The sequence below is a fragment of the Rhodococcus sp. M8 genome (genome assembly GCF_015654185.1).
Classification (GTDB): domain Bacteria; phylum Actinomycetota; class Actinomycetes; order Mycobacteriales; family Mycobacteriaceae; genus Rhodococcus; species Rhodococcus aetherivorans.
On record NZ_CP064065.1, the window covers coordinates 5,433,846 to 5,454,462 of the forward strand.

Consider the following 20,617-nt stretch of genomic DNA (forward strand, 5'->3'; position numbering starts at 1 on the left):
ACCGGCCCGGCCGCGCGAGGCTGGCAGACGTGACGTCGACCCGGCCCGTGCTGACCACCCCCGTGCTGCTGCTGATGGCGGCGGCCACCGGTTTGTGCGTGGGCGGCAACTACTTCAACCAGCCCCTGCTCGACTCGATCGCCGCCGCCCTGGGCACCTCCCACTCCGCCGCCGCAGCCACCGTCACCATCGCCCAGGTCTCCTACGGCCTCGGCCTGCTGTTCCTGGTGCCGCTCGGTGACATGTTCGACAAGCGCCGCCTCACGGTGGGGCTCATGCTCGCCGCCGCGGCCGGCCAGGCAATCAGCGGCTTCGCCCCGAACATCGCGGTGCTGGCCGTCGGCACGGCGATCGCAGGGCTGTTCTCGGTGGCCGCGCAGGTGCTGGTGCCGTTCGCCGCGGCCCTGGCCACACCGGAGCGCAGCGGCCAGGCTGTCGGGACGGTGATGAGCGGGTTGGTGCTCGGCATCCTGCTCGCCCGAAGCGTCGCCGGGCTCCTCGCCGGCGTCGGCGGCTGGGCCACCGTCTACCGGGTGAGCGCCGCCGTGATGGTCGTGGTCGCGCTGGCCCTGTGGCGGGTGCTGCCGACGTCTCGACCCGCCGAGCGCATCGGTTACGGGACCACGCTGCGTTCGCTCGGGACCCTCGTGCGCACCCAGCCGCGGCTGCGCACCCGGTCGCTGCTCGGCGCCCTGTCGTTCGCGTCCGTGAGCGCCCTGTTCTCGACGATGGCGTTCCTGCTGGCCGGCGAACCCTACGGTTTCGACGAGGTGCAGATCGGACTGGTGGGCCTGGCCGGGGTCGCCGGCGCGGTGATGGCCAACCTCACCGGCCGCCTCGCCGATCGCGGGCTCGCGCAGCTCACCTCGGGCGCCGGCGCGGCGGTGCTCGTCGCGTCCTGGGCCGCGCTGGGCGCCGGCGCGTACTCGCTGGCGTGGTTCCTGATCGGGATGGTCGCGATCGACCTGGCGCTGCAGGCCATCCACATCAGCAACCAGAACATCGTCTACGCGCTGGCGCCCGCGGCGCGTTCCCGCATCAACGCGGTGTACATGACGACGTACTTCATCGGCGCCGCTGCCGGTTCGGCGCTCGGCGCGGTCGCGTGGACGAGCGCCGGCTGGACCGGGGTGTGCGTGTTCGGGGTGGCGGCGGCCGTCGTGACCGCCCTGGTGTGGGTGGCGGACCTGCGGGTGGCGCGACGGGCCGTCGCCGTGCCGGCCTGAGGTGCTAGTGGACGGCGGACTGCGCGACGTGTGCGGACCGTCGCGCCAGGACCGGAAGGATCACCAGCGACACCGCCGCACCGGTCAGCGCCAGGGCGGGGAACCCGGCCGCCGCGACGACGAGCCCGGAACCCAGGCCGCCGCCCGCCCCGGCGAGTGCGACGAACAGGTCCGCGGTGCCCTGCGTGGCCGCGCGGGACTCGAGCGGCACCGCATCGGTGACGAGCGCGGTGCCGCTCACCAGGCCCAGGCTCCACCCGAAGCCGAGCAGGCCCAGCGCGAACGCGAGCGCCGCCACCGAGTGCGGCGGGGCCAGCGCCGCGGACACCCCGGAGGCCAGCAGGACGAGTCCCGCGGCGGCCGCGACCCGGTAGGGCCCGACCCGGTCCACGAGCATCCCCGCGATCGGTGAGGGCAGGAACATCGCCGCAACGTGGATCGCGATGACCACGCCCGTCGCGCCGACGTCGTGCCCGTGGTCGCGCATGTGGATCGGCGTCATCGTCATCACCGCCACCATCACGAGCTGCGTCACGATCATGACCACGACCCCGGCGGTCACCGCGGGCGTCCACGGCCGGCCCGGCGCCGGCGGGTCGCCGGCCGGCGCCGGATCCTCGCCGACGGTGCCGCTCAGGGTTTCCGCGGCGGTACCGCTCAGGGTTTCCGCGGCGGCGCGGCTGCGGGCGAGCAGGAGCGGGTCCGGGCGCAGCAGCACCCACAGGACGACGGCGGCGAGACCGTAGGCGACGCCGGAGAGCACGAACGGCCCGGACAGCCGGGGAATGCCCCACGATTCGGCGGCGTCGCCCATCACGGTGGTCAGGTTCGGGCCCACCACCGCCCCGAGGGTCGTCGCCACCAGCACCGTGCTCACGGCGCGGCCGCGCCGCGCCGGGGCGGCCAGGTCGGCGCCCGCGTAGCGCGCCTGCAGGCTCGTCGCCGTGCCCGCGCCGTAGACGAACAGGGCCGCGAACAGCAGCACCGCGGTGTCGAGCGCCGCCGCGGCCACCACGCCCGCGCTGCCGATCGCGCCCGTGGTGTAGCCGAACGTCAGGCCCCCACGGCGCCCGGCGCGCTGCGAGATCCGCCCCACGGCGACGGCCGCGGCCGCCGACCCGATCGTGAACAGGGCGCTCGGCACCCCGGCGAGACTGGTGCTACCCAGCATGTCCTGCGCGAGGAGCGCGCCGACGGTCACGCCGGCGGCCAGGCCCGCGCCGCTGAGGATCTGCGCGGTCACCAGCACGGTCAGTACGCGGCGCTGTTCCGGGATCGGTTCGGTCACAGCCGGGAGGGTACGCCGGTAACGTCGGCGGTGACCCGGCGGTAAGGAGACACGGTGACCGATTCGGAGAAGGTCGAGAACGAGAACGCCCGCGTATCGCGGATCTTCGACGAGATGTCGAAGAACTACGACCGCGGCATGGGCCTGGTCGAGCGGCTGATCCTCGGGCCGGCCCGGCACTGGGCGGCCGCGCAGGCCCGCGGCCGCGTCGTCGAACTCGCCGTCGGCACCGGGCTCAACCTTCCCCTCTACGGGCCGGAGGTCGAGCACGTCGTCGGCATCGACATCTCACCGAGGATGCTCGAACTCGCCCGGGCGAAGGCCGCCGCCGATCCGCGCGTCGAACTGCGGGAGGGCGATGTCCAGGCCCTCGACCTGCCCGACGCGAGCGCCGACACCGTGCTCTCGACCTTCACCTTCTGCACCGTGCCCGACCCGGCCCGCGCCGCCGCCGAGGCGCACCGCGTGCTCGTCCCCGGCGGCCGCGTCGTCCTCGCCGAGCACGGGCCGTCGACGAACCGGGCGCTGCGCGCCCTGCAGCGGGGCATCGAGCCGCTCAGCATCCGCTTCGGCGCCGACCACCTGCTCCGCGACCCCGTCCCCTATCTCACCGAGGCCGGCTTCGTGGTCGACGACGTGCACCGCACCGGGCGGATGGGCATCGTGTTCCGGGTGCGCGCCCACAAACCGGCGTGACCTCCCCCCTAGCCGAGCGAACGTGCCATCGCGTCGATCTGCGGAGATGAGCGATACATTCGCTCGGTTCGGGAGGGGACGTCGGCGCCGGAAAGGGCCGCGGAAGCGTGCCTAGAGCTCACCGGTCACCGGCAGCAGCCGCAGCTCCCGCGCCCGGGTGATGGCCTCGACCCGGGTGTGGACCTCGAGCTTGCGGTAGATGCTGCGCAGCTGCGTCTTGACCGTGTTCGGGGAGACGAACAGGAGCCGGGCGATCTCGCTCTGCGGTGATCCGTCGGCCAGCAACGCGAGCACCTGCCTCTCCCGCGGGGACAGCTCGACCCGCACGACCTCGTCCGGGAACACCGCCTCGACGGAACCGCCCGGCACCGCAATACCGCTGCGCTCGACGAGCTCTCGCCGATGCCGGTCCGGCACGGTCGTGAAGGCGCGCCGATTGCCGAGCGTCCGGGCGAGCGTGCAGGCGCGCTCCCAGCACACGATCGCGGACCGGGGATTGCCGAGATCGAGCTGCGCGGCGGCGTCCAGCAGCAACGCCTCGAGATGGGCCCGCGGGAATCCACAGTCCGGCCACGACACCCGCGCGAGCTTCTTGGCGGCCCGGTCGGGACTCCCACCAAGCAGGTCCACCCGCGCGTCGGAGACGACGAGTATCGGATGGTGCCGGGGCTCCTGGTCCGCCACGGCGCGGGCCAGGTTGCCGTTGCCGAGAGCCAGGTGCAGGTCGATCTCCGTCGCGGTGAGCAGCGTCCGGGAAAATGCGCCGTCGCCGTGCCGGTGGGCGTGGCCGGCGACGGTGTGGTGCAACCACGTCAGACCCGCGTACGCCTCGAGGGTGAGCAGGGCGTGCTGGGCGTGGGCGTAGGCGACGAACCCCCACAGCTCCTCCCGATCGCTGGGCGCGCCGAGCAGCTCGATCATCGACTCGGCCGCGCCCACGTCGAGCGCGTCGAGATGGGTCAGGGCCGCGGCGACCCGGCCGCCGACCTTGACGAGTTCGCCGAAGAGCCCGTCGGACGGTTCCGTCGTCGCCTCCCGGTCGAGCCACCGGCGGGCGCGCGGGACGTCGCCGACCAGAGCCCAGTTGAGCGCCGAGCTGCCCGCGGCGTTCTGGACGATGTAGGGGGTGTCCGCGGCGACACCGCCGCGGTAGGCCAGTTCGAACTGCCGGTTGGATTCGGCCAGCTCCGCGACGAGCTGGAAGGTGATCGCCCACTGGACCCGCAGCAGCGGCAGCTGCGGGGTGATGTTGTCCGGCTGGTGCAGGAGCATGCTCTGTACTAGCGGCTCGAGCCGTCGCGTGCAGTCGGCGCCCTGGACGAAGTCCCCGGCGACACGCAGCGCGAGCGACTGCACCGTCGCCAGGTGCAGGACGTTCGCGGCGTCCGGCCCGGCGCCGAGCGTGTGCAGCTCGTCGGGTTCGCTCGGAAGCGACGCCCGCAGGATGGGGTGATCGGCGAGCATCTGCACGAACAGCGCCCGTCCGGCGAGCACCGCCGGATAGTCCTCCAGGAAGTCCTCCGGGATCGTCCGCAACACGAGGATGAGCACCTCCAGGTGCTCGGAGACCATCTCGCCCCAGCTGCGCTCCACGATGCCCGCGGCCATCGTCCAGTTGCGAGCCTCGGCCGCGTACACCGCGGCCTGCGCCGGCCGGCCCGCATCCCGGTGCAGGCGCGCGAGAAAGGTCATCAGCTCGTCGACCCGTGCGGGCTCCTCCTGCCGGGCCTGTTCCAGTACCGCCGACCGCAGGGCCGACGGCCACGACCACGTCCGTGTCTCGTCCGCCTCGTCGACGACGAGCAGGCCTCGCGCCTCGAGACGGTCGAGCAGCGCGGCCGGCTCGGGCCGGCCGGTGAGCTCGGCGGCGAGTTCCGCGTCGAGATCGCGGGCGGCGACGACGCACATCGCGAACGCCCGTTCCTCGGCGGTGAGCGTGTCGAGCAGACCGGACGCGAACCCGGCGATGGCGACGGCCAGGTCGGGGGAGGGCCGGCCCTCCTCGTCGACCGGTGCGCCCCGGTGCAGCCGGGCGACGTTCAGGGCGCCCGAGATCAGCTGGGGCAGCCCGCCCAGGGCGCGGCACAGGTCGCCGTACTCGTCGATCCCGAGTTCCACCCCGGCGGCGCGGAAGAGTTCCGCCGTCTCCCGGGGCGTGAACCGGAGGTCGTGGGCGGAGACGAACGTGCAGTCGAGGCCCGCCGCGGCCACGGTGGCGGACGTGGTGCTGCCGCGAAGACAGACGGCGACGTCCACGGACGGGCAGCGATCCAGCAGCTGCCGGATCGCCGGCAGCAGGTCGTCGAGGGCGGTGCCGGGGAGCCCGTCGAGGACGAGCAGGGACGGCGTTCCGCCGAGGGTCGAGGCGAGCCGGTCGACCGGGTCGCCGGCCACGACATGGTCGCCCAGCACCGCGCACGCGTCGGACCAGATGCGGTCCGGTGTCCCGTCGTCCGTCGCCGCCGGCACCCACGCGACGTCGCGCCCGGGTACGCCGCCGCCGTGCAGCCACGTGGCGAGCAGCGTGCTCTTGCCGAACCCGTCCGGTGCGTGGACCACCGTCAGCGCAGACCCGCGGTCGAGCATCTCGAACAGGCGAGGACGGGGCAGCGCGGTGGCCAGCGCCCGCCACGTCGGTACCCCCGTACGGCCGGCGCCGGGGACACTCACGGCAACTCCTCTCGATCGGTCGGTCCACGCAAGCCTGCATGTGCGGTCTCCACCGATACCCCGGTGTCCCCGACAGACCCTTCGGCACGGGCAGACTACCTGGTCTCTTACGGATCGAGGGGAGGGATGTCCGGTATGCGTAGTCCCACCAGGTGATATATGCGACGAGGGGGAGGTTGTCGACTGCGGCACTCGAACGATGCCGCGACAACCTCCCCCTCGGGGCGAGAAGTTCCCTATCGGGTGGCGCTGAGCCGGGCCTTCTCCAGAGCAGCCAGGGTGCGCAGGACGGTCGCCTTCTGCTTCTCGAGGTCACCGCGGCGGGCGCGGGCGGCGAGGCCGGACTGCTCGGCGACGAGGGCGAGCTGCGCGTCGATCGCGGAGAGCTGGTCGAGCAGCGCGAGGGCGCGGTTCTGGATCTCGTCGACGTCGACGGCGCCGGTGCGCACCGGCGCGGGGGCCGGCTCGGAGGCGGCGCGCTGCGACGGGCGCGACGAGGACGTGCGCGGCGTGACGGTCCGGCGCGCCGGGGCGGTCTCGGCGACGACGGCGGCGGCGCGGGGGCGCAGGGCCTTGCGGACGAGGGCGGGGTCGGGCTGTTCGGCGAGCCGGATGTCGTTGAGGACGCGGCGTGAGTCGCGGGCGGCCTTGCGGTGCTCGTACTCCTCCTCGTCGTCCGACTGCAGGGTGCCGCCGATGGGACGCAGGCCGTACATGCCGACGAACTTGCGCGCCTCGTCGATGATCGACTCGTGCGTGCGGCAAGTGGCGCAACGGGGTTCGTTGCGGAACTCCTCGACGGAATCGGTGTCGCCGCACCAGACGCAGGCTCCCGGCCTCCACCGCCGGACGGTCTCGAGTTTCGCGTTTTCGGTGGGGGCCTCGAGGGTTTGAGCGTCGATCACGAGGAGCCACCTTAAGTCAAAGCCGGCCCGGTCGGTCGGGGGGGTCCTGCACGACCTGCGGCTGAGGGATGTCGGAGTGATGAAGATCATGTTAACCGTCGGCGTCCGGGCGGCAAAGCCTTGTGCCACACGACTTTCCATACCGATCGGTTTGCCGAGGGGGCTCGGAATCGACCGCGATGCGAACGCTTTTCAGGCGGCGGTGGCGGCGGTCAGCCACTCCACGAGCGGCCGGACGTCGCGCCACGCGGTGCGCACCTCGTCGAGGGTGCGCGGCGAGTCGAGCCACTCGGGCGACGGGTGCTCCCGCGCCGCGGTGAGGGACTTGTGCCGCAGCAGGTCGAGGCGGGGGTGATCCTCCGCGACGCCGCGCGGACGGGTCTTCAGCCGTTCGCCACCGATCTCGTACCCGGCCCGGCGCAGCCGCCGCACGAGCGTCTCGAGCCGGGGACCGTGGCGCGAATCGTCCACGGTGGCACGGTATGCGGAGACCTGTGCGGACGAGCCCGCGTAGAAGCCGCCGGCGATCCGCAGCCCGGCGGCGTCGATCTGCACGTAGAACCCGACGCCGGGCCCGGTTTGCACGAATCCGCCCTGATGAGTCTTGTACGGCGACTTGTCCGCGCTGAAGCGGACGTCGCGATGCGGACGAAACGCCTTGCCCGGGCCGAACTCCGGTTCGAGTTCCGCGAGCAGGGCAAGCATCGGGCCGCGCACGCAGTCGTCGTAGACGGCCTTGTGCGCGGCCCAGAACGGCTTGCTGTTGTCCGCCTCGAGGTCTTCGTAGAAGTCGAGGGCGGCAACGGGGAAGCCGGTGAACATGCCGGGTGTCCTTTCGGTCCGGTGACGGTCCGAAAGTACACCGCCTTCCGCGACTACGCGGAACCGTTGAACAGCGACGTCACCGAGCCGTTCTCGAACACCTCCTGGATGGTGCGCGCGAGCAGCGGCGCGATCGACAGGACGGTGAGCGTCGGGAACCGCTTCTCGTCGTCGATCGGCAGCGTGTTGGTGACGATGACCTCCTCGGCACCGCACGCGGCGAGGCGCTCGGAGGCGGGGTGCGAGAGCACGCCGTGGGTGGCGGCGATGACGACGTCGCCCGCGCCGGCCTCCTTCAGGATCTTCACGGCCCCGGCGATGGTGCCGCCGGTGTCGATCATGTCGTCGATGAGGATGCAGGTGCGGCCCTCGACCTCACCGACCACGCGGTTGGACTTGACCTGGTTCGGGACCAGCGGGTCGCGGGTCTTGTGGATGAACGCCAGCGGGGCGCCCCCGAGGGTGTCGGCCCACTTCTCGGCGACGCGGACGCGGCCGGAGTCGGGGGAGACCACGGCGATGTTCTCGACGCCGTACCTGTCGCGGATGTACTCGGCGAGCTGGCCCTGGGCGTGCATGTGGTCGACCGGTCCGTCGAAGAAGCCCTGGATCTGGTCGGTGTGCAGATCGACGGTGATGATGCGGTCCGCGCCGGCGGTCTTGAGCAGATCGGCGATCAGGCGGGCGGAGATGGGCTCACGGCCGCGGTGCTTCTTGTCCTGGCGGGCGTACGGGTAGAACGGCAGGACGGCGGTGATGCGCTTGGCCGATCCTCGCTTGAGCGCATCGATCATGATGAGCTGTTCCATCACCCACTGGTTGAGCGGGAACGGGTGGCTCTGCAGCACGAACGCGTCGGAGCCGCGCACGGACTCCTCGAACCGCACGAAGATCTCGCCGTTGGCGAAGTCACGCGCGGTCTGCGGGGTGACCTGGACGTCGAGCTCCTTCGCCACCTGCTCGGCCAGCTCGGGGTGGGCCCGGCCGGAGAAGAGCATCAAGTTCTTCTGGTTGTCGATCCAATTGGAGGTCACTGGTCCTGGCCGTCCTTATGCCGTTCGATCTCTTGCTGCTGCCGTGCTGCAGACGCTGCCTCGGCCGCGGGGGTCCCGGGTCGGTTTCGCTGGACCCAGCCTTCAATATTGCGCTGTGGCGCACCCGACACCGCAAGCGCCCCCGGCGGAACGTTGCGGCGCAGGACCGTGCCGGCGCCGGTGTAAGCTCCGTCGCCGACCGTCACGGGGGCCACGAACATGGTGTCCGACCCGGTCCGGACGTGGGATCCGACGACCGTGCGCGACTTGTGCACGCCGTCGTAGTTGACGAACACGCTCGAGGCCCCGATGTTCGAGTACTCGCCGATGGTGGCGTCGCCGACGTAGGTCAGATGCGGCACCTTCGAGTGCGGCCCGATCTCGGCGTTCTTGGTCTCCACGAACGTGCCGATCTTGCCGGACTCGCCGAGGTCGGTGCCCGGCCGCAGGTAGGCGAACGGCCCGACGGTCGCGCCCTCGCCGATCACGGAGTCCGACCCGTGGGTGCGCACGACCGACGCCCCGGCGCCGATCCGCACGTTCGTCAGCGTGGTGTCCGGGCCGATCACCGCGTCCTCGTCGACCACGGTCCGGCCGTGCAGCTGCACCCCGGGGTGCAGGGTCACGTCCCGGGCGAGGACGACGTCGACGTCCACCCACGTGCTGGACGGGTCGATCACGGTCACACCCGCCCGCATCCAGTGCTCGAGGGTGCGCCGGTTCAACTGCGCGGCGAGCGCCGCGAGCTGCACCCGGTCGTTCGCGCCCGCGACCTTCATCGGGTCGGCGAGCTGGGCGGCGAACACCGGCAGGCCGTCCTCCCGGGCGATCGTGACGACGTCCGTCAGGTACAGCTCGCCCTGCGCATTGTGGGCCCGCAGCCGGGTCAGCGCGCTGCGGAGGAACTTCGCGTCGAAGGCGTAGATGCCGGCGTTGACCTCGTTGATGGCAGCCTGCTCGGCGTCGGTGTCGGTCTCCTCGACGATCTCGCGGATCTCGCCGTGGCCGTTCCGGACGATGCGGCCGTACCCGGTGGGATCGTCGGCGAGGAACGTCAGGACGGTCACCGCCGACTGCGCCGGTTCGGCGAGGTGCTCGGCTTCGAGAGCCTCGAGGGTGTGGCCGTCGAGCAGCGGGACATCGGCGTTGGTGACCACGACCACGCCGGAGAAGTCGCCGGGCAGCGCGTCGAGCCCGCACTGCACCGCGTGCCCGGTACCGAGCTGCCGGTCCTGGACCGCGATCGACACCTTGCGGTCGAGCGTCTCGGCGATCTCGGCGGTCGCGGCGGAAACCCGCTCGCGCTCGTGCCCGACGACCACCACCAGGTGGCTCGGGTCCAGCTCTGCGGCCGCGTGCAGCGAATGGGCGAGCATCGTGCGACCCCCGAGTGTGTGCAGCACCTTCGGGGTCTTGGATCGCATTCGCGTACCCGCTCCGGCCGCCAGAACGACAACTGCGGTCTGCACTTGCATGAAGCTCCCTCGACGTTCGACATGCGCAGGTTCGGCACCGGCAGGGGAGCTCGCCGGCCCCGACTGCCCCGCTCCGCCGCCAGGACTCGAACCTGAACTATCTGAACCAAAATCAGAGGTGCTGCCGATTACACCACGGCGGACTGCCGCATTCCCGGCGCCGACGCCCCGGTCATGCGTCTGTGATCCTCGCATGCCGCCACACCCGGAGTCGAACGCGGGGCCGGGCGCGTCGCCGCCACGGATAGGCTGATCGCAACCCGCCGCGCGTCGTCCTCGGTGTTTTCCGGTGGCACAGGGTCCGGCCGGGTGCCGGAAAGGATGTACACGTGTCGAAACCGTCGCAGAACCACGCCGACCGCAGCCCCCGGGTCCGGATGACCGGGACCCAGCGCCGGGAACAGCTCATCGAGATCGGGCGGGCGATCTTCGCCGAGCGCGGCTACGAGGCGGCGTCCATCGAGGAGATCGCCCAGCGGGCCCAGGTCTCCAAGCCCGTGGTCTACGAGCACTTCGGCGGCAAGGAAGGCCTGTACGCCGTGGTCGTGGACCGGGAGATGTCGACCCTGATGTCGATGATCAGCGCGAGCCTGACGCAGAACCGCTCGCGCATCCGGGTCGAGCGGGTGGCGCTCGCCCTGCTCACCTACGTCGAGGAACGCACCGACGGCTTCCGCATCCTCGTGCGGGACTCCCCGGTCGCCGCGGAGGAGGGCACGTACTCGTCCCTGCTGAACGAGGCGGTGCGGCAGGTGGCGCACATCCTCGCCGGCGACTTCTCCCGCCGGGGCTTCGACCCGGACCTGGCCCCGCTGTATGCGCAGGCGCTGGTGGGCATGGTCGCGACGGCCGCCACGTGGTGGCTGGACGAGCGCAGCCCGTCGAAGGAGGTCGTGGCCGCCCACCTGGTGAACCTGTGCTGGAACGGCCTCACCCATCTGGAGGCGAATCCGCAGCTCGGGACCGACTGACCGGGCGATGCGAACTCCCGATCGCGCCCCTACCAGGTGGTATCGTTGCCCAGCCGACTCGACGAGCAATTGCGAGGTGATCGTGGTACCCAGCGGAGCGGCGATCGGCGCCGATCGTCCGGGTCGCCGGGCGGCGCCGAGCCCGCATCGAGGGGGATGAATGGCCCGGCAGGTTCGCGCCGAGGTGACGCGCGACTCCGTGTTGCGCGGCGCCGCGGAAGTGTTCATGAATCTCGGCTACGCCAACGCCAGCCTCAACGAGATCATCCAGCAGTCCGGAGTCACCAAGGGCGCGCTGTACTTCCACTTCGCCTCCAAGGAGGAGCTGGCCCGCGCGGTCATCGACGAGGGCTTCGCCCGGCTGGGTTCGGCCGGGCTGAGCGCGATCAGCGACCGGACCCCCGCCCTCGAGACCATGATCGAACTGTCGGTCCTCACGGTCGACGTGTCCCGCGCCGACCCGATCGTGCGCGCCATGTTCCGGCTGGTGATCGAGATCGGCGACTACCGCGGGTCCGGGGAAGGGGTCTTCGCGATCTGGCTCTCGACGGTGCAGGATCTCGCCAAGCGGGCCCTCGCGGAGGGCGACCTGAGCGAGGAGCTCGAACCGGACGCGGTGGGCCTGCTCGTGCTGCAGGCCCTGACCGGGGCTCGCGCGGTCGCGGCGGCACTGAATCGTCGGGACGAGCTCGTCGAGCACCTCGAGAACATGTGGCGCCTGCTGGTGCCCGCGCTCGTGCCCGCCGACAAGGTCGAGTACTTCCGGCAGTTCGTCTCGCGCCGGCTGCGGGTGTAGCCGGGCGATTGCGTTCGGTGCCTCCGCCTGACACGATCGCCGCCGTGACCCTGGGACCGTTCGACGCGGACGCGGCCGGTGCGGCACTCGCCCGCACCCTGGACGAGCTCGGCGCCGCTGCCGCCGTGACCATCACCCCGGTGCCGGCGATGCTCACCACCGCCCAGGCGGCGGACGTGCTCGGCGTCGGTCGCCGGCATGTGGGCCGCCTCGTCGACGACGGCACCCTGCCGTCCCGGTTCCGCGGCCTGCACCGCCGCATCCGCCGCGCCGACGTCCTCGCCTACGCCGAGCGGCGCGCCGAGACCCGGACCCGGGCCCTGGACACCGTCGCCGACCTGAGCCGCCGCGACGGCCTCTACGACGACGACTTCTAGGGGGAACGGTCGTGCCGATCCGAGCGGTACTCGACGCGCCGGCGCTGACGCCGCCACGCGTGCGCGACGTGCTGCTCGCCCTGGCCGAAGACGCGCTGTTCCAGCCCTATTGGAGCGACGGCATCGTCGCCGAGGTGGAGCGGCGGCTGCCGTCGCACATGTCGCGCCCGGCGCGGGACTTCCTGTTCGCCGAACTCGAAACCGCCTTCCCCGAGGCCCGGGTGACCTGGCCGGCCACGGTGCTGCGGGAGGTGCCGTACATCAGCGATCCCCGCGACGCGCACCTGACCGCGGTGGCGCTGTTCGCGCAGGCCGACGTCGTCGTCACCACCGACGCCGGTCTCGCTCGCTCGCTCGAGCGGTCCGGGGTCGAGCCGCAGACGCCGGACGCGTTCGTCGCGTACGTGCTCGACGCCGAGCCGCAGCGTTGCCGGCGCGTGCTGCTGCGGATGGCGCGACGGCGGTGGCTCGGGCCCGGCGAGGAGACCCCCGACGCCGCCCTGCAGACCCGGCTGGCCGCGTGGGCCCGTCGCGATCTCGGCGACAACAGCGCCGATCTGCTGGCCGCGGACCCGGTCCGACCGTGACCGGACGCCCCCGGTGGTCCTGGCAGCCCGAACCGGACACCGCATAGACTCGGACGGTCCTCTTCTCGAACCCAGGAGCGCCCTTCCCGTGTCCGACGTGTCCGTCACCCCCCTGTCCGGATTGGCGCGGATCGCGCTGGCCGACGCTCAGCTCGAACGTGTGGCCGCCCTCGCCGGGACCGCCGAACAGGCCCTGGTGGCCCCGCCGTCGGCCCGGCCGTTCGTCGCCGCCGCGCTCGCGGCGAAGACGCCGCTGCTCGTGGTGACCGCGACCGGCCGCGAGGCGGACGACCTGACGGCCGAACTGCACGAGATGCTCGGCGACGTCGTCGCGCAGTTCCCGTCGTGGGAGACGCTGCCGCACGAGCGGCTCTCGCCCAGCGCCGACACCGTCGGCCGCCGGTTGCAGGTGCTGCGCCGGCTCGCCCACCCCGAGGACCGCGACTACGGCCCCGAGCTGCGGGTGATCGTCGCGACCGTGCGGTCGCTGGTGCAGCCGATGGCCCCGCGTCTGGGCGACATCGAGCCCGTCACCCTGCGGGTCGGCGCGGAGCACGACTTCGACGAGCTGATCGAGCGGCTCGTCGAGCTGGCCTACACCCGCGCCGACATGGTCGGCAAGCGCGGCGAGTTCGCGGTGCGCGGCGGCATCCTCGACGTCTTCCCGCCGACCGCGGACCATCCGGTGCGGGTCGAGTTCTGGGGCGACGAGGTCACCGAGCTGCGCCCGTTCTCCGTCGCCGACCAGCGGTCCATCCCCGAACTCGAGGTGGGCACCCTCATCGCCCCGCCCTGCCGGGAGCTGCTGCTCACCGAGCAGGTCAAGGAGCGCGCGGCCCGGCTGGCGCAGGACAACCCGGCCGATGCGGCGCTGGTGGAGATGCTCGACAAGATGGCCTCCGGCATTCCGGTCGAGGGCATGGAGGCGCTGCTGCCGGTGCTGCAGACGGGCGAGCTGCAGCTGTTGACCGACGTCGTGCCGGCCGGCACGCACGTGCTGCTGTGCGATCCGGAGAAGGTGCGCACCCGCGCGGCGGATCTGATGCGCACCGGTCAGGAGTTTCTCGAGGCGTCGTGGACCGCGGCCTCGCTCGGTGGTGCCGCGCCGCTGGACACCGCCAACATGAAGGGCGTGGACCTGGCCGCGTCGGCGTACCGGCCGCTGACCCAGGTGCGGCAGACGGCGGAGGCGGCGGGCCGGCCGTGGTGGACGCTGAGCCCGCTGGCGTCGGGCGCCGACACCGAGGTCGTGCTCGACGTGCAGCCGGCGCCGGAGGTGCGCGGCTCGGACGAGCTGCTGACGATGCTCTTCGCGAACCTGCGCGCGCACGTCACCACCGGCGGGCGGGCCGCGATCGTCGTCGCGGGCGCCGGCACCGGGCAGCGGGTGCTCGAGCGCCTGCAGGAGAACGACGTGCCCGCCGCGCGTCTCGATCCGGGCGCCGAGCCGGTGCGCGGCACGGTCGGGGTGCTGTGCGGCGCGCTGCACGACGGCGTGGTCCTGCCGGGCGACGGCGCGGACGTGCCCGGCCTGGTGCTCGTCACCGAGTCCGACCTCACGGGCAACCGGGTGACCGCCGCCGAGGGGCGCCGCACGCCGGTCAAGCGTCGCAACCAGGTCGACCCGCTGGCGCTCACCGCCGGGGACATGGTGGTCCACGACCAGCACGGCATCGGCCGTTTCGTCGAGATGGTGGAACGGACCGTGGGCGGTGCCCGCCGCGAGTACCTGGTCATCGAGTACGCCCCGAGCAAACGCGGGCAGCCGGGTGACCGGCTGTTCGTGCCGATGGAGTCCCTCGATCAGCTCTCCCGCTACGTCGGCGGCGAGATGCCCGCCCTGAGCAAGCTCGGCGGCTCCGACTGGGCCAACACGAAACGCAAGGCGCGCAAGGCTGTTCGTGAGATCGCCGGGGAGCTGGTGCAGCTGTACGCGGCGCGCCAGGCCGCGCCCGGGCACGCGTTCGCCCCGGACACCCCGTGGCAGAAGGAGATGGAGGACGCGTTCGCGTTCACCGAGACCCAGGATCAGCTCACCGTCATCTCCGAGGTCAAGGCCGACATGGAGAAGGCGGTCCCGATGGACCGCGTCGTCATCGGCGACGTCGGCTACGGCAAGACCGAGATCGCGGTGCGCGCCGCGTTCAAGGCCGTGCAGGACGGCAAGCAGGTCGCGGTGCTGGTGCCCACCACGCTGCTGGCGCAACAGCACCTGCAGACCTTCACGGAGCGGATGGCGTCGTTCCCCGTCACCGTCAAGGGCCTGAGCCGCTTCACCGATCCCGCCGAGTCGAAGGAGACGATCGCTGCCCTCGCCGACGGCGCGGTCGACATCGTCGTCGGCACCCACCGGCTGCTGCAGACCGGCGTGCGCTGGAAGGACCTCGGCCTCGTGATCGTGGACGAGGAGCAGCGATTCGGCGTCGAGCACAAGGAGCACATCAAGGCGCTGCGCACGCACGTCGACGTGCTGACCATGTCCGCGACGCCGATTCCGCGCACCCTGGAGATGAGCATGGCCGGCATCCGCGAGATGTCGACGATCCTCACCCCGCCCGAGGAGCGGCACCCGGTGCTCACCTACGTGGGCGCCTACGCGGACAAGCAGGTCGCCGCCGCCATCCGTCGCGAGCTGCTGCGCGACGGGCAGGTGTTCTACGTGCACAACCGGGTCAGCTCGATCGACAAGGCCGCCAAGCGGATTCGTGACCTCGTCCCCGAGGCGCGGGTGGCGGTCGCGCACGGGCAGATGAACGAGGACACCCTCGAGAAGACCGTGCAGGGCTTCTGGGAACGTCAGTACGACGTCCTGGTGTGCACCACCATCGTCGAAACGGGCCTGGACATCTCCAACGCCAACACCCTCATCGTCGAACGCGCCGATTCGCTCGGCCTGTCGCAGCTGCATCAGCTGCGCGGGCGCGTCGGCCGGTCCCGCGAGCGGGGTTACGCGTACTTCCTGTATCCGCCGGAGAAGCCGCTGACCGAGACGGCGTACGACCGGCTCGCCACGATCTCCCAGAACTCCGACCTCGGTGCGGGCATGGCCGTGGCCATGAAGGACCTCGAGATCCGCGGCGCGGGAAACGTGCTGGGCGCGGAGCAGTCCGGTCACGTCGCCGGCGTCGGGTTCGATCTGTACGTGCGGCTCGTCGGCGAGGCGGTGGAGGCCTTCCGGGCCGCCGCGGACGGCCGGCCCGTCGCCACGGAGGAGGCCGCCAAGGAGGTGCGCGTGGACCTGCCGGTCGACGCCCACATCCCGCCGGACTACGTGACCTCCGACCGGCTGCGGCTCGAGGCCTACCGCAAGCTCGCCGCGGCGCACGACGACGACGCGATCGCCGCGGTGGTCGAGGAACTCGTCGACCGCTACGGCCCGCTGCCCGAGGAGGTCGGCCGGCTGGTGTCGGTGGCCAAGCTGCGCCTGCTGTGCCGCGAGTACGCCCTCGAGGAGGTCGCGGTCTCCGGTACCCAGCTGAAGATCTCGCCGATGCATCTGCCGGATTCGAAGCAGATGCGGCTCAAGCGGCTCTACCCGGCGGCGCAGTACCGGGCCACGAGCGGCCTGGTGCAGCTGCCGTTGCCGCGGACCGGTGGGGTGGGCTCCGATCGGGTGCGCGACGTCGAGTTGCTGCAGTACATCGCGGACTTCCTGCTCGCCCTCGACGGTAAGGCGCAGGGTTCGGTGGACGTGCGCGTGCCGGCCGTCGCGAGCGTGTGACCGGGGCGAGCGCAGCGACGGGGAATGTGACCGGGGCGAGCGCAGCGACGGGGAATGTGACCGGGGCGAGCGCAGCGACGGGGAATGTGACCGGGGCGAGCGCAGCGACGGGGAATGTGAGGCGACGGCCGTGACGGTGATTCTGCTCGACCCGTACCGGCCCGGATCGGTGCCGCTCGAGGCGGTGCCGCTGCTGACCGGGCCGCTCGCCTGCACCGACGACGTGCCGGCGGCGGTTCGGGAAACGCTCGGCGCGACAGCGGGATCCGACGCCGAGACGTTGGTGGCCGTCGATGCCGGGCACGAGGCGGTGCGTGAACGCGTGCGGCGGGGTGAGCGGGTGATCGCCGCCCCGCCCGCGCCGGGGGAGCGCCTGCTGCGTGCCGTGGAGGTGATGGACCGGCTGTGGGGATTCGGCGGCTGGGAGGTCACCCAGACGCACGATTCGTTGCGCCGCTACCTGCTCGAGGAGACCTACGAACTGCTCGACGCGATCGAGGAAGGTGACCCGCACGGCCTGCGCGAGGAACTGGGAGACCTGTTGCTCCAGGTGCTGTTCCACTCGCGGATCGCCCAGGAGTCCGGCACCGACCCGTTCACCGTCGACGATGTCGCCGACACGCTCGTCACCAAGCTCGCGTTGCGCAGCCCGCACCTGACCAACGGTCATACCGGCCCGATCGACGTGGCTGAGCAGGAGGCGGCGTGGGAGGTGGCGAAGGCGGCGGAGAAGGCCCGGCCCTCCTGCCTGGACGGCATCGCGATGGCGCAGCCGGCGCTGGCGTTGACCGAGAAGGTGCTGACCCGCAGCGCCAAGGCGGGATTTCCGTCGGATCTGGTACCGGAATCGCTCGGTTCGGTACGGATCTGCGGTGAGGGCAGCGCCGAGCAGACGCTGCGGACCGCTGTCGTGGCTTTCGCCGGCCGGATCCGCAGAGCCGAAGACGCCGCCGAAGCCGATCGCGGTAAGCGAAGACCATTGTCGAGCGACGACTGGCGCAGGTATTGGCCGCAGACGTGAGCGACGACGCCGGTCGGGGTCGCCCGACCCGGCAGGATGCGGCAGCCCGCCGCCCGCGGCCTAACCTGTCTGGCGACGTCCTGCACGTCGGCGGGTCGTGCGCGTGAGCTTACGGCCGACTCGAATCAGCAAGTCCTGCTGGCGCCGTGCATACAATTGGGCCACTGCGCGCCGGGCCCTGCGCCGCTGCTCGGCGCTCAGGTCGTACTCGGCCAGCGATCGCACCATTTCCCTGCACTCCAGTGTGGTCGCGATGTACGCCTGCCACGACGGTACGTCGAGCTTGCGTGCCAGCATCGACGGTGTCGCATGCGTCAGGTGCCGTCGCGCCAGCACCTCCGGCACGTGCCCCCATGGCCCGGCAAGCGCCAGCTTGGCGGCGAACACCTCGTCTTCGCGCAGCATGTTCCGACGCTCGATCCGTACCGCGGGTTCGCGTCGGATCAAGCTGTACAGAGGGTCGACTAGGGGGATGGCCTCGTTCAGCATCCCCAGCATCGCGGTGAACCGCGTAACCGGGTCGTCGGAAGCGAGGGCCGTGCCGTGGTGCGGGCTGAGTCGTGTCAGGCCGTCCGGAGCGGTGTACTCGATTCGGTTCGTCACCAGGATCAGCCGGTCGTCGGCTGCGAACGCCTCCAGAGCCCTGGAGATGCAGCGCGGTGCAAGCCAGTCGTCATCGCCTACCCACCGAAAGAAGGTGCCGGTGGCCAGCCGGAGCGCGCTGATGTAGTTGTTGAGCAGGCCCACGTTCACGGGGTGCCGGTGGTAGACGACCCGGCTGTGTTGCTCCGCCAGGCTGCGGCACAGCTCCTCGGTCCCGTCGGTGGAGGCGTTATCGCAGATCACGAGTTCGATGTCGGTGTGGTCCTGGGCGAGCACCGATTGCACCACGACCTCGAGGCGATCCGCCCCGTCGCGAACGGGCAACCCGATGGAGACCAGCGTGTCGGTGTGGCCCATCGGGCACCCCCTCGTCGCTCGACTCGTGCATTACACCGTGCCTCCACGCCTCGGGCGGAATGCTCGGGCCGGGGCGACGACAGGCCTGGCGGCTTCTTCGATCAGGCCGGTACTCGGTGGACCGGACACCGAGTCCGGTTTTCAGATACGTTCGAGCCAGATTTCCCGCCAGAAAGGCACGAATTCGCGGGGGCAGTTGGCGTTGTACGCGCCGCTGCAGACGACGTCCGCCAGCACGATGCAGGGGTTCTTCATGGTCAGCAACTCGCCGGTCTTCTCATCTATACATTTGGTGACCCGGGCCTGCACTCGTGCCGTGCGGCCGCAGTAGCGGGCCATCTCTTCCTCGAAGCCCATGCCCCGGTTCAACCGATCTTCGTTGAGCGTCAACATGATCTGATCCTTGGGCTTGATGCGTACCATCTCGCCCGGTTGGAGGTTCAGGTGGGCGGTCGGCGTCCTTCCGACCGCCTTGCCCGCGACGAAGCCCCAGGGCAGCCCGTCGCGGAACCACAGCTTGCGCGGTAGCCGCCGCCTGCTGGCGTCCTGCAGGCGATTGAACAGGCTTACGAGAAAGGCCTTGATCGAGTCGATGGGACCGGCGTTTCCGGTCTTCACGTCCGTCACATACTGGCCGAGATCGCGGAACGGCAGGCACGTCGGCGCGGCGCGCATCAGCTCGGTGGCCTGGCACGAATAGCGTGGTCGGCCGTCGGGTCCCGGTTCCTTGCGGGTGTTGACCTCGAGCAATGGAATCTCGATACGGCCGGAGACGGACGAAGTCGGCGTTCCGGGGCCGACGCGTTTGAGCCAGGCTTCCTTCCAGTACAGGGAACACGCTGTCTGGCAGCCCCCGTGCGCGGAGCCGTCACAGCGCGAATCGGTCAGGTGTACCGCATTGTCCATCCTGTGGATGCCGCTGCCCGAAATGGTGTCGCAGAGCTTGTGCGCAACCTTGTGCACGGTCAGCCGACGGCCGCAGAACCCGAGCATCTCCGGCATGAAGGGCAGGTTCTCGAGCTCGCCCCGTTCGTCCAGCGTCGCGAGGATCTCTTCGGCGCTTCGAACCTCGACCAGGTCGCCGACGCGCAGGCCCGGAATGGTCGCGGACTTCGTCATCGTGAGTGTTTCCTTCCCTCCCGGGGGCTGCAGCGCGTCGGATGTCCGGGTGTACGCGGTGGACCACGATTGCAGCGATCCGGGACGTCCTCCGCGCTGCGCTACCGGGCGAACGGGCGATTCGTGTTCGGGATCGCCATCGGGGCCTGTTCCATTTCGATGCTACCTCCGGCCTTGCCGTCGAATCTTCGACTCGGACGGAGCGCTCTGTCGGAAAGCACCCCAGGATTTCGGGTCGAATCGGGTGTCGGGAGTGGCATCCGTCAGCCCACCGCGATGATCGATTTGGGGACACCCAGTATCCGTTCGCGCAGAATGGTCGCCGTGGGGAAGTAGTCGCGCATCTCTGTGATGCTCACCAGTTCGGTCCACAGAACCTCGTTGCGCGCCTCGTCGATGTTCGCCGGCCTCGTGTGGACCAAGGGCCAGTGTGCGGCAATGGCGACCCGGGCAGCGGCAGGCAGAAACTGCATTCCGGGAAAGAGCCAGTGCGGTTCGAGGGGGAAGTAACGATATGGCGTCTGAATCCAATAGTGCGGCGCGAGGCGCCGGACCTGTCGCGCCAGCTCCGCTCTGCGGGCATGTCCGCCCACGTGCTCGATGAGTGAATTCGAGAACACGATGTCGAAGCGGGAGTCGACGTCCGCCTGTGCAAGGACGCGGGTCGCATCGCACGCATCACCGAGGACGGGAACGATCCACCCGTCGTCGGACTCACCGGGCTCGAAGAGATTGAGTACCGTAACGTGCTCGGGCCTGACCGGGGCACGGCGCCATGCCTCTATCGTTCCGCCGAGATCCAGAACCCGCATGTTCTCGATCGCCGGGAATGCCTCACGAAACATCTGCCAACGCCGCATCCTCGTTCTGGCGCCCAGAGATGTCGGAGAATCCACGAGTATGCGTCGCAGTTGGGTGCCGGCCACAGATCCCCCTCCGGTGATCAGGC

17 protein-coding genes and 1 tRNA gene are annotated in these 20,617 nt (G+C 70.9%); 8 read left to right on the forward strand and 10 right to left on the reverse strand.

The genetic code is table 11. The features are described from left to right. The first annotated feature begins 29 nt into the window (after positions 1–29). Positions 30–1,226 (forward strand): MFS transporter, encoded by a 1,197-nt coding sequence (locus ISO16_RS24795; RefSeq protein WP_083662410.1) that lies wholly within the window; start codon positions 30–32, stop codon positions 1,224–1,226. 4 nt (positions 1,227–1,230) lie between these two features. Here the strand turns inward: ISO16_RS24795 and ISO16_RS24800 are convergent, their stop codons facing one another. Further along, positions 1,231–2,514 (reverse strand): MFS transporter, encoded by a 1,284-nt coding sequence (locus ISO16_RS24800; RefSeq protein WP_072634629.1) that lies wholly within the window; start codon positions 2,512–2,514, stop codon positions 1,231–1,233. Between the two features lie 54 nt (positions 2,515–2,568). Between ISO16_RS24800 and ISO16_RS24805 the strand changes: the two genes are divergently transcribed. Continuing rightward, positions 2,569–3,210 (forward strand): class I SAM-dependent methyltransferase, encoded by a 642-nt coding sequence (locus ISO16_RS24805; RefSeq protein ID WP_043800378.1) that lies wholly within the window; start codon positions 2,569–2,571, stop codon positions 3,208–3,210. 111 nt (positions 3,211–3,321) lie between these two features. Here the strand turns inward: ISO16_RS24805 and ISO16_RS24810 are convergent, their stop codons facing one another. From ISO16_RS24810 to ISO16_RS24835, 6 genes are all read right to left on the reverse strand, one after another. Beyond that, positions 3,322–5,880, reverse strand: coding sequence for a helix-turn-helix transcriptional regulator (locus ISO16_RS24810; RefSeq protein ID WP_072634630.1), 2,559 nt, complete (start codon positions 5,878–5,880; stop codon positions 3,322–3,324). Positions 5,881–6,116: 236 nt separating this feature from the next. Next, positions 6,117–6,785, reverse strand: a complete 669-nt coding sequence (locus ISO16_RS24815) for a hypothetical protein (RefSeq protein ID WP_072634631.1) — start codon at positions 6,783–6,785, stop codon at positions 6,117–6,119. Between the two features lie 192 nt (positions 6,786–6,977). Further along, on the reverse strand, positions 6,978–7,607 hold the full coding sequence (locus ISO16_RS24820) for a DUF2461 domain-containing protein (RefSeq protein WP_072634632.1): 630 nt from the start codon (positions 7,605–7,607) through the stop codon (positions 6,978–6,980). A gap of 53 nt (positions 7,608–7,660) precedes the next feature. Then, the gene (locus tag ISO16_RS24825) at positions 7,661–8,641 is read right to left on the reverse strand and encodes a ribose-phosphate diphosphokinase (RefSeq protein ID WP_006938895.1); all 981 of its coding nucleotides are present in this window, start codon (positions 8,639–8,641) and stop codon (positions 7,661–7,663) included. Beyond that, complete coding sequence (gene glmU, locus ISO16_RS24830; protein ID WP_029542129.1) at positions 8,638–10,116, reverse strand: bifunctional UDP-N-acetylglucosamine diphosphorylase/glucosamine-1-phosphate N-acetyltransferase GlmU; 1,479 nt, start codon at positions 10,114–10,116, stop codon at positions 8,638–8,640. The genes ISO16_RS24825 and glmU overlap by 4 nt, the downstream gene beginning before the upstream one ends. A gap of 71 nt (positions 10,117–10,187) precedes the next feature. Further along, a tRNA-Gln gene (locus tag ISO16_RS24835) sits at positions 10,188–10,259 on the reverse strand. Between the two features lie 234 nt (positions 10,260–10,493). On the opposite strand from ISO16_RS24835, the gene ISO16_RS24840 reads away from it, so the two are divergent. The 6 genes from ISO16_RS24840 (at position 10,494) to ISO16_RS24865 (ending at position 17,589) form a co-directional block, all read left to right on the forward strand. Further along, positions 10,494–11,087 (forward strand): TetR/AcrR family transcriptional regulator, encoded by a 594-nt coding sequence (locus ISO16_RS24840; protein WP_037201479.1) that lies wholly within the window; start codon positions 10,494–10,496, stop codon positions 11,085–11,087. Positions 11,088–11,247: 160 nt separating this feature from the next. Further along, positions 11,248–11,883, forward strand: a complete 636-nt coding sequence (locus tag ISO16_RS24845; RefSeq protein WP_029542131.1) for a ScbR family autoregulator-binding transcription factor — start codon at positions 11,248–11,250, stop codon at positions 11,881–11,883. Between the two features lie 44 nt (positions 11,884–11,927). Continuing rightward, a complete protein-coding gene (locus ISO16_RS24850) occupies positions 11,928–12,260 on the forward strand; it encodes a helix-turn-helix domain-containing protein (protein ID WP_006938886.1) in 333 nt (110 codons plus the stop codon). An 11-nt stretch (positions 12,261–12,271) separates the two neighbouring features. Next, on the forward strand, positions 12,272–12,847 hold the full coding sequence (locus ISO16_RS24855; protein WP_072634633.1) for a PIN domain-containing protein: 576 nt from the start codon (positions 12,272–12,274) through the stop codon (positions 12,845–12,847). A gap of 88 nt (positions 12,848–12,935) precedes the next feature. Continuing rightward, positions 12,936–16,568 (forward strand): transcription-repair coupling factor, encoded by a 3,633-nt coding sequence (gene mfd, locus ISO16_RS24860; protein ID WP_029542134.1) that lies wholly within the window; start codon positions 12,936–12,938, stop codon positions 16,566–16,568. A gap of 130 nt (positions 16,569–16,698) precedes the next feature. Further along, positions 16,699–17,589, forward strand: coding sequence for a MazG family protein (locus ISO16_RS24865; protein WP_050034786.1), 891 nt, complete (start codon positions 16,699–16,701; stop codon positions 17,587–17,589). Positions 17,590–17,649: 60 nt separating this feature from the next. Here ISO16_RS24865 and ISO16_RS24870 read toward each other — a convergent pair whose 3' ends face one another. The 3 genes from ISO16_RS24870 to ISO16_RS24880 all read right to left on the reverse strand — a co-directional run bounded on the left by ISO16_RS24870 (position 17,650) and on the right by ISO16_RS24880 (position 20,594). Then, the gene (locus ISO16_RS24870) at positions 17,650–18,549 is read right to left on the reverse strand and encodes a glycosyltransferase family 2 protein (RefSeq protein ID WP_065922872.1); all 900 of its coding nucleotides are present in this window, start codon (positions 18,547–18,549) and stop codon (positions 17,650–17,652) included. Positions 18,550–18,690: 141 nt separating this feature from the next. Next, entirely contained in the window at positions 18,691–19,668 is a 978-nt protein-coding gene (locus ISO16_RS24875) for a hypothetical protein (RefSeq protein ID WP_050034788.1), read from the reverse strand. A gap of 263 nt (positions 19,669–19,931) precedes the next feature. Next, positions 19,932–20,594: a hypothetical protein gene (locus ISO16_RS24880; protein WP_050034789.1), complete on the reverse strand. Its 663-nt coding sequence runs from the start codon at positions 20,592–20,594 to the stop codon at positions 19,932–19,934. Between the last annotated feature and the right edge of the window lie 23 nt (positions 20,595–20,617).

Excerpts from the sequence above, each read along its gene's own strand:
- ISO16_RS24845 (WP_029542131.1), top strand. The coding sequence starts at position 11,248 with ATGGCCCGGCAGGTTCGCGCCGAGGTGACGCGCGACTCCGTGTTGCGC.
- ISO16_RS24840 (WP_037201479.1), top strand. The coding sequence starts at position 10,494 with ATGACCGGGACCCAGCGCCGGGAACAGCTCATCGAGATCGGGCGGGCG.
- ISO16_RS24870 (WP_065922872.1), bottom strand. The coding sequence starts at position 18,549 with ATGGGCCACACCGACACGCTGGTCTCCATCGGGTTGCCCGTTCGCGAC.
- ISO16_RS24875 (WP_050034788.1), bottom strand. The coding sequence starts at position 19,668 with ATGACGAAGTCCGCGACCATTCCGGGCCTGCGCGTCGGCGACCTGGTC.
- ISO16_RS24820 (WP_072634632.1), bottom strand. The coding sequence starts at position 7,607 with ATGTTCACCGGCTTCCCCGTTGCCGCCCTCGACTTCTACGAAGACCTC.
- glmU (WP_029542129.1), bottom strand. The coding sequence starts at position 10,116 with ATGCAAGTGCAGACCGCAGTTGTCGTTCTGGCGGCCGGAGCGGGTACG.